This window comes from Bacillus cihuensis (assembly GCF_000504145.1).
In the GTDB taxonomy this organism is placed as follows: Bacteria; Bacillota; Bacilli; order Bacillales; family DSM-1321; genus Peribacillus; species Peribacillus huizhouensis.
Map to the genome: position 1 here is coordinate 628,817 of NZ_AYSD01000010.1, position 16,580 is coordinate 645,396.

At 36.4% G+C, this 16,580-nt stretch carries 15 protein-coding genes and 1 riboswitch; of the genes, 11 read left to right on the forward strand and 4 right to left on the reverse strand.

The annotated features are described in order from the left end of the window. Positions 1–9: 9 nt before the first annotated feature. Positions 10–1,263: a helix-turn-helix domain-containing protein gene (locus tag V179_RS0102790; RefSeq protein ID WP_028390174.1), complete on the forward strand. Its 1,254-nt coding sequence runs from the start codon at positions 10–12 to the stop codon at positions 1,261–1,263. Positions 1,264–1,850: 587 nt separating this feature from the next. Here the strand turns inward: V179_RS0102790 and V179_RS0102795 are convergent. Then, on the reverse strand, positions 1,851–2,165 hold the full coding sequence (locus V179_RS0102795; RefSeq protein WP_028390175.1) for a MazG nucleotide pyrophosphohydrolase domain-containing protein: 315 nt from the start codon (positions 2,163–2,165) through the stop codon (positions 1,851–1,853). Positions 2,166–2,217: 52 nt separating this feature from the next. Here V179_RS0102795 and V179_RS0102800 point away from each other — a divergent pair, with 52 nt between their 5' ends. From V179_RS0102800 to V179_RS0102810, 3 genes are all read left to right on the forward strand, one after another. After that, positions 2,218–2,778, forward strand: coding sequence for an LOG family protein (locus V179_RS0102800; RefSeq protein ID WP_028390176.1), 561 nt, complete (start codon positions 2,218–2,220; stop codon positions 2,776–2,778). Between the two features lie 486 nt (positions 2,779–3,264). Then, positions 3,265–4,971, forward strand: a complete 1,707-nt coding sequence (locus V179_RS0102805) for an alpha-keto acid decarboxylase family protein (RefSeq protein ID WP_028390177.1) — start codon at positions 3,265–3,267, stop codon at positions 4,969–4,971. 1,003 nt (positions 4,972–5,974) lie between these two features. Beyond that, positions 5,975–6,427 carry a hypothetical protein gene (locus tag V179_RS0102810; RefSeq protein ID WP_028390178.1) on the forward strand — a complete coding sequence of 151 codons (453 nt, stop codon included), beginning with the start codon at positions 5,975–5,977 and terminating at the stop codon, positions 6,425–6,427. Between the two features lie 366 nt (positions 6,428–6,793). Here the strand turns inward: V179_RS0102810 and V179_RS0102815 are convergent, their stop codons facing one another. Beyond that, on the reverse strand, positions 6,794–7,252 hold the full coding sequence (locus V179_RS0102815) for an OsmC family protein (RefSeq protein ID WP_051404802.1): 459 nt from the start codon (positions 7,250–7,252) through the stop codon (positions 6,794–6,796). A 12-nt stretch (positions 7,253–7,264) separates the two neighbouring features. Continuing rightward, entirely contained in the window at positions 7,265–8,878 is a 1,614-nt protein-coding gene (locus V179_RS0102820) for a sodium:solute symporter family protein (protein ID WP_028390180.1), read from the reverse strand. Positions 8,879–9,046: 168 nt separating this feature from the next. Continuing rightward, positions 9,047–9,162, reverse strand: a riboswitch (SAM riboswitch). A 626-nt stretch (positions 9,163–9,788) separates the two neighbouring features. On the opposite strand from V179_RS0102820, the gene V179_RS0102825 reads away from it, so the two are divergent. From V179_RS0102825 to V179_RS0102845, 5 genes are all read left to right on the forward strand, one after another. Then, positions 9,789–10,631, forward strand: coding sequence for a tyrosine-type recombinase/integrase (locus tag V179_RS0102825; protein WP_028390181.1), 843 nt, complete (start codon positions 9,789–9,791; stop codon positions 10,629–10,631). Between the two features lie 258 nt (positions 10,632–10,889). Then, on the forward strand, positions 10,890–11,177 hold the full coding sequence (locus V179_RS0102830; protein WP_028390182.1) for a hypothetical protein: 288 nt from the start codon (positions 10,890–10,892) through the stop codon (positions 11,175–11,177). Between the two features lie 217 nt (positions 11,178–11,394). Continuing rightward, the gene (locus V179_RS0102835) at positions 11,395–11,970 is read left to right on the forward strand and encodes a dihydrofolate reductase family protein (RefSeq protein WP_028390183.1); all 576 of its coding nucleotides are present in this window, start codon (positions 11,395–11,397) and stop codon (positions 11,968–11,970) included. Positions 11,971–12,809: 839 nt separating this feature from the next. After that, positions 12,810–13,415: a methyltransferase domain-containing protein gene (locus tag V179_RS0102840; protein WP_028390184.1), complete on the forward strand. Its 606-nt coding sequence runs from the start codon at positions 12,810–12,812 to the stop codon at positions 13,413–13,415. Positions 13,416–13,776: 361 nt separating this feature from the next. After that, positions 13,777–14,415 (forward strand): esterase/lipase family protein, encoded by a 639-nt coding sequence (locus V179_RS0102845; RefSeq protein ID WP_028390185.1) that lies wholly within the window; start codon positions 13,777–13,779, stop codon positions 14,413–14,415. Positions 14,416–14,662: 247 nt separating this feature from the next. Here V179_RS0102845 and V179_RS29560 read toward each other — a convergent pair whose 3' ends face one another. Continuing rightward, positions 14,663–14,785 carry a DUF4023 domain-containing protein gene (locus V179_RS29560; protein ID WP_084552174.1) on the reverse strand — a complete coding sequence of 41 codons (123 nt, stop codon included), beginning with the start codon at positions 14,783–14,785 and terminating at the stop codon, positions 14,663–14,665. Between the two features lie 288 nt (positions 14,786–15,073). On the opposite strand from V179_RS29560, the gene V179_RS0102855 reads away from it, so the two are divergent. Together V179_RS0102855 and V179_RS0102860 are read left to right on the forward strand one after the other, a co-directional pair. Continuing rightward, entirely contained in the window at positions 15,074–15,808 is a 735-nt protein-coding gene (locus V179_RS0102855) for an ABC transporter ATP-binding protein (protein ID WP_028390186.1), read from the forward strand. After that, the gene (locus V179_RS0102860; RefSeq protein WP_028390187.1) at positions 15,805–16,560 is read left to right on the forward strand and encodes an ABC transporter permease; all 756 of its coding nucleotides are present in this window, start codon (positions 15,805–15,807) and stop codon (positions 16,558–16,560) included. The genes V179_RS0102855 and V179_RS0102860 overlap by 4 nt, the downstream gene beginning before the upstream one ends. Positions 16,561–16,580: the final 20 nt, after the last annotated feature.

A 16,580-nucleotide genomic window follows, 5' to 3' on the forward strand; every position in this document is an offset into this window, starting at 1 on the left:
ATGAAATAGATGGAGATATCAACAGAGGATTTACAATATATTTGCCAGCTTATTTCGGAAGTTCATGGAATACCTGTTTATTATGTCAATGGATTTGGCGAGTTCGAATACGAGTTTTCAAGAAGTGACCTAAGGAGTAATCCTTATCATGTCCCGTTCAAGGAGCAGATAAATGTATATACTTATGAAGATGATCCATTTGATTTTCCGATCTTTTTATCAAATTCAAATTTGAATTTTTTCTTTGTTAATCTTAAAAAATTGAACCATTATTTAGGTGCGATTATTGTAGGACCTGTCCTTGAGTCCGAAATATCGGATGAAAATATTACCAAGATTATGGAAGCTTTTAATGGAAACGTCAATAAAAGAAATCTCATTGAATACTATCAAGCCGTCCCGATTATTGATAATCAAAAACTTTTAGTGATTAGTCTATTGGTGTATTATTTAATTTATCATAAAACGTTAGATCAAACGTATGTCATAGAAAACAATAAAGCGTTAGACCTCGAAATAATTGAGTCAGAGAAGCTGGAACTTGAGCTTTCGAAAGGGAGAAGGAATTTTATTTTTCATTCTAATCTTTCCTATGAACGAGTTCTACTTGATTATGTCCAAAACGGTCGTATTGATAAATTAAAGGATATATTCGACTACTCAATTGTCGGTGAGGCAGAATTAGGATTATTGTCGAGACGGAATCGCTTGAGAAGTGAAAAAAACTTAATGATAACGGGAATTGCGCTTGTATGCAGAGCTGCTATTGAAGGCGGTTTAAACGAAGAAACGGCCTTTACGTTAAGTGATTTCTACATTCAGCAGATTGAGGAATTAGGAAACTTAAAAGCAATATTGAGATTAACGGAAGATGCCATAAGTGATTACACCCATCGTGTACACCAATTAAATAAAGAAAAATATTCATCGCCTATAACTGCCTGTATACATTATATTTACAACCATCTTTATGGCGACATTACACTTGAACAACTTGCAGAAGTGTGTCGTTTAAGTCCCAATTACTTATCATCCCTTTTTAAAAAAGAAGTCGGTATTCCTGTAAGTGAATATATTCAACGGCATAGAGTAGACGAAGCAAAAAAGTTGTTGGCTTTATCAAATTATCCGATTTCAGACATCAGTACATGGCTAAATTTCAACGATCAAAGTTATTTTATAAGAATCTTTAAAAGATACACTGGTTTAACTCCTAAACAGTTTAGAAATGATCATTCTTCTGAAAAAAATACATCGATATGATTCCAAGGAAAAATGAATTTAACATTTTTGATCCCTACTTAAACTAAAAATTTTTTCCCATAAATGCAAATCAAAGAACGAAAGGGTTAACTGGCGAAGCACTTTGGCAATTAATCCCTAGGTGTTCATTTCTGTTCAATATATTAAACCAAACAAACATTTAATTAATTTTATTTCCTGAAGATATGATGCGGATGCGGCTTGTCATAGCAAGGAATTGCGCGTTTTAAAACGAACGTTTGATTACTTTGTGTTTGGCGAAGAAGTGATTCAGGGGTTAGCTAGTAAAGAAAGATTATCACAAGTCATTGATAAGGAATTGGAAAAAAACAAAGCAAATGCTCTCGAGGGAATGCAGTGTAATAATTCATACAAATCAAATCAATAACAAATTATAGGAATTTCCTCCTTAAGTTAATTTCTATAAAAGTTTAATTAACCTCATTTAGATTTGATACGGTGAACCGTATCATAAGTAAGTGCGATTTTTGAAAAGAACCACCTAGAACGTTGATATGACAACGATTTAGGTGGTTTTGTTATTTTAAAACTTTTATTTAGGGGCTTTTTAAAGGTTACATGCATTATTATTGATATCGTTTTGTTAGTTTATCTTTATGGCTTAACATAATTTCAGTTAAATCAATTTCGTACTTATCAGCTAAAATAAATAAATTATCAAGAACATCGCCTAGTTCTTCTTTTAAATTCTCAATTTGGTTTTCTTTTGGTAGAGTTTCTTCATCTGGACGATCACGCCCAATTTCAATTGTTCGAATGGCTTTTGAAACTTCACCAACCTCTTCCGTTAAAAAATTTACACGAATAAAGGCGTTTAAGTCATACCAGCCTCGTTTTTTATAAAATTCTGTTATCCATTTTTGGTATTCAAAAACATTCAATGAAAATCACTCCTTATACCTCTATAATGATAACATAAAGGAGGTATAAAATTTGAATATTTCAGTTTATTGTGGTGCAAGTCTAGGTAACGATGATTTATACGAAGAGGCAGCAAGATCACTTGGAAAATGGATTGCCGAAAATGGTCATACTTTAGTATACGGCGGAGGAAAGGCAGGTCTAATGGGCGTGATTGCAGATGAAGTTTTATTACATAACGGTAAAGTAATCGGCATTATTCCAACATTTTTAATGGACCGAGAGCTAAGTCATCCAAATTTAACTCGTTTAGAAGTTGTTCATTCCATGTCTGAACGTAAAAACAAGATGATTGAATTAGGGAACTGCTATATTGCACTGCCTGGGGGACCGGGAACTCTAGAAGAAATCTCTGAGGTAATTTCATGGGCAAGAATTGGTCAACACCAAAATCCATGTATTTTATTCAATGTAGGTGGCTACTATGATAAATTAAAAGATTTTTATGATGATATGGTAACAAACGGTTTTTTAACTGAAGCAGATAAAAAAGCAATGCTGTTTTCCAACTCATTCATCGAAATCGAACAATATATTGCAAATTATACAGCACCAATGGTACGAACATATTAATTTTAGAGAACAGCCTCAATTAGTATAGAAAATTGGTAGAATCATATTTTGACATAATATAATCTCCATAATAGACAACTTTATTTTTTCATAACTTTAATATACATAATAATGGAATCTAAGTATGAACATATATATTACCAATGAAATTGGTTGAACTGTATCATAAATAATTTATGGGAATAGAGTTATGCAACAATCGGGCGCGATTCTTCAATAAAGAAGATCGCTTTTTTCCGTTATAGGGCCATTTAGTGGAATAAGACTTTCAAAACGGACCGGATATTTATGTTAATGTTAGTGTGTAGATTGTGAAGAAATGTAATTACACTATAGTGGTAGTTTAGTTTAAGAAAGATTACAAAATATTTAAAGGATATAACGCATAGAATACCGCTCGCCGCACCGCACGCGGGATAACCTGTTCAATGAAAGGGTACTATAAAAGAGAATAAACCCAGGAAATGGATAAGGAGTGAGAGCGCGATGGATAACATGATGACTGTGGGCAGCTCTGGAACGCCTCAAAAAACGGTTGGCCAGTATTTGTTCGATTGCCTGAAGCTGGAGGGCATTACTGAAATTTTCGGCGTCGCAGGGGACTATAATTTTACACTGCTTGATACTTTGGAGCGGTATAACGGCATCAGGTTTATAAGTGGACGGAATGAACTAAACTCGGGTTATGCCGCGGATGGCTACGCAAGAATCAAAGGCATTTCCGCTCTTATTACGACCTTCGGGGTCGGGGAGCTTAGCGCCTGCAATGCGATAGCGGGTGCCAACAGCGAGCATGTGCCAATAATTCACATTGTGGGTGCGCCACCTGATAAGGATCAAAAGGAGCACAAGCTGATGCACCACACCCTAATGGATGGAAATTTTGATGTCTTCCGCAAAATGTATGAGCATATTGCGGTTTATACCGCGGTGCTTACGCCGGAAAACGCCAAGATTGAAATTCCTGCTGCGATTCGCATTTCGAAGGAAAAGAAAAAGCCGGTATACCTGGTTGTTGCCGATGATTTAGTGACCAAGCCGATCACGGCCCGTGAGGAGCCGATGCCGACGCGTCCAATGTCCAACTTGAAAACCCTTCAGGCAGTGGCAGATCATGTCCGAAAGCTGCTGGAGCGTGCCCACCGGCCGGCCATTTTGGTGGACGTCAAAACGATGAGTTTCGGCCTTCAGACAGCAGTTCGGCAGCTGGCCGACGCCATGAACGTGCCTGTTGTGACGATGATATTCGGGAAGGGAGCATTCGACGAAACCCATCAGAATTATATCGGAATGTACCTAGGTTCTTTCGGAAGTTCCGAAGTCCAAAGCACGGTAGAAAATGCAGACTGTATCATTGCGGTCGGCATGGTATGGGCGGACACCAACACCGCAAATTTTATCGCAAAGCTGAACCCACTGATGACTGTCAATATTCAACCGGATATGGTCAAGGTAGCTGAGGCGGAATATCAGAATGTTCTGGCAGCCGACATGCTGCAAGCAGTACAGAAAGTGGGTTACAAGGGCAAAGGGTTGGAGGGAAAATTGTCATTTCCTTACGATCATGTCACAGCTAGTGCCGACGAACCTCTAATGGCAGCAGGCTATTATCCCCGTTTTCAGCGCATGCTGAAAGAGAGCGATATTGTGATCGTCGAGACCGGGACGTTCTACAATGGAATGGCGGAGGTGAGACTGCCGAGCAATGTAACATATATTGGGCAAGGAGGCTGGGGGTCAATCGGTTACGCCACACCATCGGCCTTCGGTGCTAGTATCGCCGCGCCGGAACGCCGGGTGCTACTGTTTACGGGTGACGGCTCCCTTCAGCTGACAGCCCAAGAGATCAGTTCCATGCTTTATTACGGCTGCAAGCCCATAATCTTTGTCTTGAACAACGATGGTTATACGATCGAGAAATATTTGAATGTCAAAACAGAGGATCAAAAGTACAACCAAATTCCTCGATGGTCTTACACCAAGCTGGCCGAAGCCTTTGGTGGCCACGCGTTTACCGTTACGGTTCGGACCTATGGAGAGCTTGATCAGGCTATAACCCAAGCTGAAAAGGAAAGTGCCGAAAGACTCTGTATCATTGAAATGATCGTCGGGAATCCGATGGACGCACCCGAATATATGCGACGGATGCGCAGTTATATGGAGAAGCAGGAGATTCAGCGCAGACAGAAGTAGTCTAGAATAGTAAGAGTGTTCCTGAAGATTTTCCGAATTGGAACTCAAAAGAGTGTGATCGTCTTAATGGCGGTCATTTTTTATAGTACTAATGGGTAGCTCTTTAGTGAAAGGGGAGATAAGTAATTTTATGATTGAAATCATATTTTAGCTATTCCATTATAGGGCAGATTTTAGAACAACACAGGAAGGAAATGATCAAAATTTTTAATAAAAACGATACTTAAATCTGCTAGATATGACTCCATTTTGATCAATCTTTTTTCAAAATGGATTCTTTTTATTTATCGTAAAATGCAGGTTTAAGCGATATTTTTGATCAAACTTTATTATACAGCTACACATTAACCTTTGATTCGAAATGACTATTATCACAGTTATCGCATCGTCCAGATTGTTTATCAGGAAAATCTTTATAATCGTAAATTTTGGTTAGATCAATATTGTCATAGTTCATAAGATGCAAGATGCACCTCGAAAGTTATTTTAACACAATTAAAGTTCGATAATTCATTAGGTTATTCTAGAATCGGGCGCTTTTCTGAAATAAGGAAAGCGTCTTTCTTCATGAAAAGGGCCAGATTGTGGAATAACTACAATTAGTTTGGGATTAAGGACGGAGAACCGTATCATAAGTAAATGAGGTTTTAAATCTGTGGAATAAAAGTCGACCATTACCTGCTATCACTCATGCATTATCTACTACTATGCTATTTAGAAATCAATATAGGTAGCTATTAAGAATTAAATTAGTATATTGAACAAAAATCCCTTTGATCTATTTCCATAACAAAGGGATTTTTGATAACTTTTAATTGAGAAAGTGGTGCCTGACCCCCGATGCGTACTGGGGGGCAGGCGCTACTCTAAAGCGCCTAATTGGGCTTAAGTAGAGAATTCCTTTTACATTAGCCTTTTTAGTTTTTTTCAACTTACTGTGATTAGGTTGCCCAGGCTATATCTCTTTAATTGCATATTTTACTGTAATAAGGGGGTGACTTTAATGTTTCGTATAATTGATTATAAAGCAACAGAACCGGTTCGTAAGGTTGATCAAATTAGTCCAAAAATGATTCCTCATTCTCCGAAAAGATTAATAGTAGCACATATTAATATAACTATTCCTCGAAGAAATGAAAAGGAAAATAATGTAGAATTAATTGCGACAGTGGGAGTGCGTGGAGTTACTGGTACATCTCAACTTTTGTTTAAGATCTTCCGTGATGGAAAAGAAATCTTCAGGGCTCAAGAAGGAGTGGAATCAGACCCTACATCAGAGGTAAACTATATAGCAACATTTCAAGCTATAGATATGAATGTGAGGAAAGATACACATCTTTATCAAGTAACAGTTGAAAATATTACTAATGGTACGGAAGCTGCAGTTGTAGGACCAATTTCTTTTAGTGGTTTAGCAATTGCTCCTTCCGAAAAAGATCATCATAAAGACGAATGAGAAATGGATCGTAACGAGTGGACATTAGTACCTTACTATGATATTACCAGATTTTATAATGTGAATTTGCTATATTATGTATAAAATTGAATTTTATACATTTTTTTGTTCTGTTTTAAAGCCTCTTGATGAAAGGTTTATTAGAGAAAAAGGAAACCTCATTTAGATATATCACGGTGAACCGTACCATAAGTAAATGAGGTTTTTTTAAACTTATAAAATTTAAAGAACCCTTCATCCAACAAAAACAAAAAAAGGTTGGACAAAGGGTTCTTTTGGACCGCATGGCATACGATTAATCAGATTTTGGGTCAGTCTTTATCTGTGTTAAAACAGGGGGAACTAACCCTTTTCCTGAAAATAATTCTATTTAATTGTCCAATTCAAATGAATCTTAACACCAGCATTTTTCAGCAAATTATATAAAGGGCACCGCTTGATAACAATTTCCTTTAATTCTTCTAATCTTTCTTCGGTTTCTTCTGTATAAAAGATTATTTCGTTTTCAACAGATTGATAATATGGAGATACATTTGCTGTTCCGGCAAGGCCTCTCCGGTCAACAAGTGCATTGCTTGTGATATCGATGTTATCATATTGAAACTCCAATTCCTTTGCTACTAAATCAATGACAACCAATAAACATCCATTAAAGGATCCAAGAACATATTCCAACGGAGTGGGGGCTTCATTATCGCCGCCTAACTTTTGGGGTTCATCGATTAAAAATTGAAACCCTCGAACGAAATGTTCTGTTTGTACCTTCCTTTTCCACTTTGTATTTACTTCTATATTTCTTATGTGAATATTTTCTTTAATTTTCATGATTTAGCTCCTTTAAATTCCTATTTGAATGTCAGTAATAATGGATTTTTCCTTCTTCTTAATGAAAAACATGCAGCTAATAAATAGACCTGATACAATGAGCATTAGAAATAAACCGATTAGCCCATTTTGGTACAGGAAACTAAATGAAGGAACCATATAAACTGTCAAAGTAATAGAGAATACAAAAGAATAAAATCCAAAGCTTCTAACAGATCCTCTCCATTCCCATTTCCCAACATTATCAACCAAACTAGCTAAAATAATGGTAATAATATTAATGACCATTCCTATCCATACAGGATGAATGTTCAGGTAGAAATCGCTAATCGCCCATCCGCTAAGGTGATACCACAATAATCCAGAAAGTGAACCGGTAAATAGAGAAATAAGGGCAGCCCGTCTTGTTACTACTGGCCAAAATAATGCAGCTACTACTGGTGCAAAAGTTGCTGAATTTCTAGTTACCCAGGCAAGGACATTCCACCATGCCGATTGTTCTGAACGTAATAGCGCAAATCCTACCATTAAAACAGTTAATAAAAGTAATGACCATTTCGTGTAACGGACAAGCTGAAGCTCCGTTGCTTTTGGATTTAATGCCTTTCCTACATCACGTCCAAGACTCGTAGCACCTGAAAATTGGCAGGGCGCTCCCCAGCTTAGAGCAGCGGCCCAGAAACCTAGAAAAAATAATCCAACAAGTGGAGCAGGAAGTGTTTCCATCAAGTAAAGAGGAACAGCGACAAGCCCACGAGATTCATTTGGAACAACTTGAGCTGCGGCTAAGCCAAAAACAACAGCCCCTATAATTAAAGGTATTCCAAGTAAAGATGCGAAAATTAATCCGTTTCGCCCTTGATTCGGAGTTTTACAAGATAATGCCATTTGAAATGCTGCCTGTGCAAGAATGACGTTAAATAAAAATGTGCCAAACCATGCCAAGATCGTTTGAATACCTGCTCCATTAAAAGAAGCCAGCTGTGGTTTTTCTGTAAATAAAGTTTTAATTCCTTCGATTCCAGGATTAAGAAAGAATGCATAAGTACCAATTGCAAGCATAATGAAAAATACGATTACATTGCTTAACTGTGTGAATCCAATGGACCACATACCGCCGAACTGTAAATATACAAGAAGTAATAATGCTGTTAGTGCGACCGACCAAATTAACGAAATTCCTGTAAAAACAGAGAGTGCTGAAGCAAATGCAAGGGCAGTTGCAACCGACCACATAGGAAATGTAAATGCGGTAATGGCACCTGCAACCCCTCGAACGCTCTCTCCGTAGCGGTCTCCTAACAATCCCGAAATAGTAATTAACGCTCTTTTTCTGAAAGGTGCAATTAAAACTAGCGCAATGATAAGAACATGAATGGTCTCAGCAACCCCATACCAAATAGCAGATATTCCAGTCAGATAGCTAAGTTCCAATATGGCAATATATGATGAACCAGAAAAAAGCCCCGTTATACAAACCGTAACAAATAAAGTGTTAAATCCTCGCCCTCCAACAAAAAATCCATTTCCGTCCACTGCTTTCTTTCTTGCAAGCTGGCTTACAAAAATAAGAAAGAAAGTGTAAGCTAACGCAAAGCCAATAAACCAATATCCTACAGTTGTCATACTGTTTCCCCCAATTTCCTATTTATTATTTAGCTTAATCATAAAACTAACTAAATGTATGTATTTAGTAGGAATTATAATAAGCCAGTTTGGAACAGGTTCCTTACCTGAAGTCATAGGATGTAAACAGAGAAAAAACCTCTCCCAAGAGGAAGAGGTTTTTTCTCTTCCTCATCTTCCAGACATCATGTCTGTTGGATTTAGCACCTTGTTATTTCCCATAGAAAATAACAGGTTGCTGCAGGATCATAGGACCAATTTCCTCCCCTGGCTCGCGATAAGGATTATTCCGTATTAAGTTAATGACTACTTTATGTTAAAAAATCAGAAAAGTCAATTATTTTATATAAAAATATTAATATTTCAAACGAATTATTTTCAAAAACGATAAAATTGACGCAAGGGATTTATCGAATCAATATACTTAGATCATCAGCATCAAAATCAAAGTCATTGTATGTGCTTTAGGGTAAATCCTAACAAGAAGCTAGACAGATTGGAGCTACCCCAATCTATCTTTTTTCGACAATACGATTAGAATATTTAGATAATTGGTGATATATTTGATGTAATTTATTTTAGTGGGGAATTTTAAATAAGTTATAGAATCTCATTTGGATACATCACGGTGAACCGTACCATTAGTAATTTAGACTATAATTTTTGAGTTTAATAAGAGGGATTGTTCCTCATTTTTTTAGACAGAAAAGATTTTATATTCGTTCTTCAACAATAGGGCGCTTTCCTTGAGTAAAGAAAGTGTCCTTTTTCTTGTTATTTCAAGGGTTCTCATGGTCCGGTAATTTGATATTGTCTGCGACTATTGAAAAACCTTCGTATGAATAAGACTCTCCTTGAACATAATAGAATCTAGATTAATAGATTTAAAAAGTAGGAGAGTGAAAGAATAATGTTATTATCAAAAGCGTGGGAAAAGTATCAACTTGATAAAAAAATTGAGGGATATTCGCCTCTTACACTAAAAACATATTGTTTTCAATATAATCTCTTATTACGATTTTTCGGTGATATTGAAATGAGTGATTTTACTACAGAGAAACTGAAAGGGTATCTAATACAGGCGGGAGATCACTTAAAGCCATCTAGTTTAGGACATAGAGTTCGTTGCATTAAATCAATATTCAAATGGACACACGATGAAGGTCATATTCCCAAAAACCCTGCTGCTAAATTAAAAGAGCCGAAATTAGGCAAAAGGATTCCAAAATTCCTTTCAGAACGAGAGATTGAACATCTAAGGGAAGCTTGTCATACTTCAATGGAGAATGCGTTATTTGAATTTATGTATTCGACTGGCTGCCGTATTGGAGAAGTTGTAAAATTAAATCGTGATGATATAAGTTTTTTAACGAATTCAGTTATTGTACATGGGAAAGGCGATAAAGAAAGGGAAGTATACTTTAATACCCGTTGCTCCATTTGGTTAAAAAGGTATCTAGATGAGCGAGATGATAAGGATTCCTGTTTGTTCATTACGGATAGAAAGCCAAACAGGCGTATGAGTATTGATAATCTGAGATATATTATCAAACGCATATCAAATCGAGCTGGGATAAAAAAGAGAATACATCCTCATCAATTACGACACAGCTATGCTACACATATGATTAACAATGGTGCGCCACTTGAAGTGATTCAGAGCTTACTTGGTCATGAGAAGAGTGAGACCACCAAAATATATGCTCAGCTAAGTGGGAAATTGAGACACGATTTTTATTGTAAATATTTTTGAAAGTTATCTAAGTTAAGCTTAGTCGAAATCGAGGCGCGCATATAAAAGGGCGTGTCTTTTTGTTATCGGTTCAGATTGTTGAATAACATTTAGATATCTAGGTGAGAGTTTAGGCGAGTTTGTGAAACTTTGTACTTAAAGTAACGGGCGGGATAGTTAAATAAGAGTATCTTTAATTTCGTTTATTTTCCATTGATAATACCTTTATTAAAGTTAATAATTATTTTTAGAATTGTGAACATTGATGGAGGTACTGAAATGGGTGGATATTGGTTTATTTTTATTCCGTATCTAATAATTCAATTTGTTGTACTGGAAGTTGTAAAATCAAAGATAAAAAAGAAAGAGAGAAAGTTTATAAAAAAATTTATTTTAATCGATACAGTTGGTGGATTACTTGGCGGTATTGTTTTATCTATTGCAGCACAAGCGACATTTTTACAATCATTATTAGTTATAATAATTTCTATGCTTTTTATGTATTTGTCTACCACATCAATGTATAGGATGCGTAAATCTTTTGGAGTACAGGATGAAGTTGATTAATAAATATTGAATGTTTGTAGTTTCACTAACGGGCGCTTTTCTCAAAATAAGGAGAGCGTCTTTCTTCATGAAAAGGGCCAAATTGTTTAATAAAGAAATTTAGCAATCTAGAAGAAATTATTGATTGTTATGTGTGCTAAACTTGACTCTGCACATAACATTAATGAAAACTGCAAAGTATAATGTGACATCCCTCATGAACAAAGGAGAACTGAAAATGAGAAAACTCGTTCTATTTCTGCACGCATCGCTTGACGGTTTTGTAGAAGGGCCAAACGGTGAAATGGACATTGGCTGGGTTTCCTACGATTCTGATTTGGAGAAACACGCGAAAGAAATTCTGAGTACTGCCGACACTGTCATTTGGGGACGTGGGACTTATCAGATGATGCACAGTTACTGGCCATCTGTGCCTTCGAACCCATCAGCTTCGCAGTATGAACGGAATCATGCCGAGTGGATCGAAAAGACAGCCAAAATCGTTTTTTCCACGACGCTGGAGAAAGTCGAATGGAACAATTCCAGACTGGTGAAAGAAGATGTCGAGGAAGAGATCAAGAACCTCAAACAGCAGCCAGGCAAGGATATGGTCATCCTAGGCAGTCCTAGATTCGCACACTACCTTATGCAGCTTGATTTAATTGATGAGTATAAAATTACGGTTTCTCCCGTCCTGGTCGGCAGCGGGTTGCCGTTATTCCAAGGTCTCAAGGAGAAGATCAATCTTAAACTTATCGAAAACAAGACATTTGATTCTGGAGCCATAGGTCTCGTTTACCAGACGGGTAGATGACCTTGTCACCTAAAATAGATTACGCTAACCGGATTACGTTAGCACAATAAAAGCAGCGGCAGTCTAGGTCTTTCGAGTTCCTAGTCCGTCACTGCTTTTTTTACGAGTCAGTCTAATTCAGTTTGTCGGGTGATCGACAAACTTTATTTTTTAAACCAACACCAACCCCTTTTTCTTATTTTTAAGTAACAGGGGAACAATGGAAATTGTAATTGTATTATCTTGAAATCAAGTCTTCCATATAAGGGCGCTTTAGTGGAATAAGAATTAAATAATTTTATTATTTGTTTTAATTTTAGAAGTGAAGCTGAACTGAATATTTTAAGAACTTTAAAAGGAGGTACTGCAATTTAAGTAGTGCCTCCTTTACATTTTTAATAGCAATTTTAAATGCCTTTATTGTTTCTATTCAGAATTTAGTACTGATAAATAGGTGAAAATTACGTTATATAGTTTTTGGTTATACTCATATAATTTGATATTTCCTTGATAGTTTAAAGGATAAACTAGATAAATAACAATTTGGATTATAATAATATAGTTTTAGCTAGATATTATGAAATATTCGACCTTATATTATTATGTTTTTGTCTTCCTCTTAGTTTTGTCTCATTTGAAAATACAGGCTTGTCAGGGATTCATAGGTTTTATCTCATAGTTTTATATAATATCCGGTCAAGAGAGAAAACAATAGATGGGCATAAATGAAGTCTTCTATAAGCACTTACTATCATTGCTGAAAAAAACTCGTAATGTTTTCTGGGAACATGGAATTACTTTCATTCATTTAGAAAAATCTATATGATAAAAGTTGAAGTTGTAAACTGAGGGGCGAGTCCATGAATGAACAGTACTATGATGCATTACTAAACATAAGAACAGCAGGTGACCAAAAGGGATTCAATAATTCTATGCATTATCATCGGTATGAGCCAACACCATATCGTGCGCTCGAAACTTTATTTAATTCCTATGAATTGAAAAGCGGTGATCGTGTTGTCGATTTTGGCTGTGGAAAAGGACGGTTAAATTTCTATATCCACCATTTATTTCAGGCGACTGTTGTTGGGATTGAAATGAACGAAAGATTTTGTAAAGAAGCGATTGAAAATCGAACAAGATATTTGAAGAAGGTAAAAAACAGAACAGATATAATCCATTTTCATTGTTGCTTAGCAGAAGAATATCAAATTAATCCGTTAGATAATCGTTTTTATTTTTTTAATCCATTTTCAATCCAAATTTTTATGCAAATTATTAATAATATCTTGTTGTCAGTTGAGGAGTTTGAAAGGGAAATCGAGTTGATTTTGTATTATCCGTCAGATGATTATCATTATTTTTTAGAGAACCAAACGTCATTTGAAATAAAAGAAGAAGTCATCCTGCCAGACTATGCGCATAATCCTTATGAGAAATTTTTAATTTATCGATTAGTTTATTAGAAAGATATAAGGAAGGTGTTTCAAAGGGGGAAGTGCTTAATGGGACATCCACTAATAATCTAATATGTTGGTTAGAGTTGATATTTTTTAAAAAATAATTAAGGTACATTCAATCATTAAACTAAAACTTAGTTATTATTGAAGGGTACCATTTGAATATGCCATTTTGATAAAAGGACTAGGCCAAACAAAGCAGCTGATTTCTTTATTCTACAGGAGACATAGAGGAAGGGTTATTGTCTTGCCTGCTAAATATCAGCAGGTTTCCAAGGTTAGAAAAAGTTGCCGGTTGATTCTGCCTCCAAAATGTATGACACTAAAGTAGCAAGAAAGCAGTCAAACACTTAGGAGGAAAACAATAATGAAAAATAAGAGATTGCTACTTTCACTAATGGTATGCATGGCCATTATTTTTTCTGTGGTTACTATTCAGCCTACTGTTTCCAAAGCGCAGACTAATGGCCATGATCCAGTTATCTTCATTCACGGTGCAGGCGGAACAAGCACAGGCTTTTATGGCATAATAAATTACCTAAAAAAACAAGGCTGGTCCGATAATGAAATATATGCTATCGAATTTACGGATAAATCTGGTGTTAGTTTGAATAATCAAAAACAGCTTACTTCTTATATAGATGAGGTATTAAAGAAAACAGGAAAGAGCAAGGTTGATATTGTTGGGCACAGCGCGGGAGGCCTTAATACCCTAACTTATATCCTCAATGGCGGCGGAAGCAAGGTAAACGATGTGGTAACGTTGGGTTCTCCTAACAAATATGTAACATCGAAAGCTCCCGTAGGTACTAATCCTAACCAAAAAATTCTTTATACTTCGATTTATAGTACCAACGACTATGTGGTGCCTACTTGGCTTTCAGTCCTTCAGGGAGCGAAAAACGTTCAAATCAGTGGTGCAGACCACGTGGGAATGCTCATGAACAGTAAAGTATACGAGCTGGTTAAAGAAGGATTGAATGGCGGGGGCCAAAATACAAATTAACAAAAGGATCTTATCTTGAACTTAGTTTTTTCAACAATTAATCATAGACAGAAATCAATAATGTCTGGATTAATTTAGATTAAATTTCAATACTGCTAGATACTGGATTGATAGAGATAACAAGGGCTGTCCCGAAAGTCATACTTCTGACTTATCGGGTAGCCTTTTTTCTTTAAACAGTGTATAGCTGAAAGAGTTGCCTCAAGTTGAATCTCCCAAACAATTTGATTTTTAAGGGAGAAAGTTGCTACTGATTATTTGGCAACTTCTCTTCAGGATGTCCGTTGCCTTGCCTCTTTTTATTTTGCTCATTTTTTTTCTGTGTATCATGTAGTTTCTCTACATAATCATGCGTGCTTTCTTGTTTCATCGTAATTCCTCCTCCTTTATCAAGTAGTTTTTAATGTAACCAAAATCCTTAGAAAGATGCACATTAACAAACGAGAATTCTTCATGTAGCTAAAATGAATTGGTAAGTAATATGCGCAAGTTGGTTAGTAAAAGAGAGTAAAGATGATAAGTAGAGAACCAAAACTTGCGAAAAATCGTTGTATAAACATCAAATATTACAAAAAAATCCTTAAGATATAAAAAATAGCATTTGTATAGTATATACTCGATAATAAAGAAGGGTGATGAGGAGTGCTGGCTACGAACGATGACTACAGAAATTGAATTTATAAACGTCAGTAAGACATATTTGAATCAGCAAGAGGTAGTGAATGTATTAAAAGGAGTGAGTGGAAAGGTAGAAAAAGGGGAGATTGTCACTATTATTGGACCATCAGGGTCAGGGAAAAGTACGATTTTGTCCCTTTGCAATTTGTTGCTTACTCCTGATGAAGGGGAGGTATGGATTCAGGGAAAGGACGTTGGCGACTGGGATATCCAAACACTTAGACGTCAGGTTGGCATAGCTTTTCAAGGCGCTCCTATGCTTACTGGAACAGTACAGGAAAATTTGTCTTTGCCTAAAAGGCTGCAGGGCAAAACGTTAGAAAATCCTAAGAAATACATGGAGTATGTAGGACTAACAGAAGATCTTTTGCTACGTCAGGCCAAAGAGCTTTCAGGTGGGCAGAGACAAAGATTATCGCTTGCTAGAACATTAGTGAACGATCCAGCTATTTTATTGCTCGATGAAGTAACATCCGCATTAGATTCTTTGTCTGCACATGAGGTAGAAGAACTAATTTTACGGATTAACCGTGAAAGGCAAACGACGATTCTCTGGGTTACGCATGATCAATCGCAAGCAGAAAGAGTAGGCGATCAAACGTGGCTCGTGATTGAGGGGAGAATAGTCGAAGCGGCTCCTACTAAGCAATTTTTTGTTAAGCCAAAACAAGAGCAGACAAAACAATTTTTGGAGATGAGGAGGGAGTACAAATGAGTTTAATTGCCCTTCTCTTCAGTTTTGGATTCGTTATTTTTTCCTTTTTTCTTTCACACGCATTTAAGTTAGGACTTGGTCGTGACTTGATTATTACGGGTATTCGGGCCACCATTCAATTACTTGTTGTTGGTTATATTCTTAACACCGTATTTGGTTTTGAGAATCCACTTGCTATGATTTTGATGCTCCTAGTTATGGTGTTCGTAGCAACTATAAATGCAGCGAATCGCGGTAAGGGTTTACCACGTATTTTTTGGAAAATTTTCTTGACGATTAGTATCGTTGAGATAATCACTCAAGGGTTTTTACTTGGATTACAGATCGTACCGGCAACTCCGCAGTATACAATCTCCATTAGTGGAATGATAATCGGTAATTCAATGGTTATCGCAAGTCTTTTCTTAAATCGTTTAAAAGCAGAGTTGGAAATGAGAAAAGAAGAAGTTGTGCTCGTCTTGTCACTTGGAGGAAGTGTAAAACAATCCATTTATCCAATCCTAAAACAATCAATACGGTCCAGTTTAATCCCAACGATTGAAGGACAAAGAACAATTGGTCTTGTCCAACTTCCGGGCATGATGACCGGACAGATTATAGCTGGAGCTGACCCTGTAGAAGCCGTCCGTTTTCAACTATTGATTGTATTTATGATCTTGTTTGCAGCAGTCCTGACAGCTATTATCCTGGGCTTTCTCATTTATCCGGAATTATTTAATAAGAAACAGCAGCTAGATATCAGCGCTTGGTAAAATCTAATATTGTAAATTGT

What these genes read in the sequence shown, in the direction of transcription:
- V179_RS0102790 (WP_028390174.1), top strand. Translation starts at nt 10, where the DNA reads ATGGAGATATCAACAGAGGATTTACAATATATTTGCCAGCTTATTTCG.
- V179_RS0102810 (WP_028390178.1), top strand. Translation starts at nt 5,975, where the DNA reads ATGTTTCGTATAATTGATTATAAAGCAACAGAACCGGTTCGTAAGGTT.
- V179_RS29560 (WP_084552174.1), bottom strand. Translation starts at nt 14,785, where the DNA reads ATGAAACAAGAAAGCACGCATGATTATGTAGAGAAACTACATGATACA.
- V179_RS0102815 (WP_051404802.1), bottom strand. Translation starts at nt 7,252, where the DNA reads ATGAAAATTAAAGAAAATATTCACATAAGAAATATAGAAGTAAATACA.
- V179_RS0102840 (WP_028390184.1), top strand. Translation starts at nt 12,810, where the DNA reads ATGAATGAACAGTACTATGATGCATTACTAAACATAAGAACAGCAGGT.
- V179_RS0102805 (WP_028390177.1), top strand. Translation starts at nt 3,265, where the DNA reads ATGGATAACATGATGACTGTGGGCAGCTCTGGAACGCCTCAAAAAACG.
- V179_RS0102830 (WP_028390182.1), top strand. Translation starts at nt 10,890, where the DNA reads ATGGGTGGATATTGGTTTATTTTTATTCCGTATCTAATAATTCAATTT.
- V179_RS0102825 (WP_028390181.1), top strand. Translation starts at nt 9,789, where the DNA reads ATGTTATTATCAAAAGCGTGGGAAAAGTATCAACTTGATAAAAAAATT.
- V179_RS0102860 (WP_028390187.1), top strand. Translation starts at nt 15,805, where the DNA reads ATGAGTTTAATTGCCCTTCTCTTCAGTTTTGGATTCGTTATTTTTTCC.
- V179_RS0102820 (WP_028390180.1), bottom strand. Translation starts at nt 8,878, where the DNA reads ATGACAACTGTAGGATATTGGTTTATTGGCTTTGCGTTAGCTTACACT.
- V179_RS0102855 (WP_028390186.1), top strand. Translation starts at nt 15,074, where the DNA reads ATGACTACAGAAATTGAATTTATAAACGTCAGTAAGACATATTTGAAT.
- V179_RS0102845 (WP_028390185.1), top strand. Translation starts at nt 13,777, where the DNA reads ATGAAAAATAAGAGATTGCTACTTTCACTAATGGTATGCATGGCCATT.
- V179_RS0102835 (WP_028390183.1), top strand. Translation starts at nt 11,395, where the DNA reads ATGAGAAAACTCGTTCTATTTCTGCACGCATCGCTTGACGGTTTTGTA.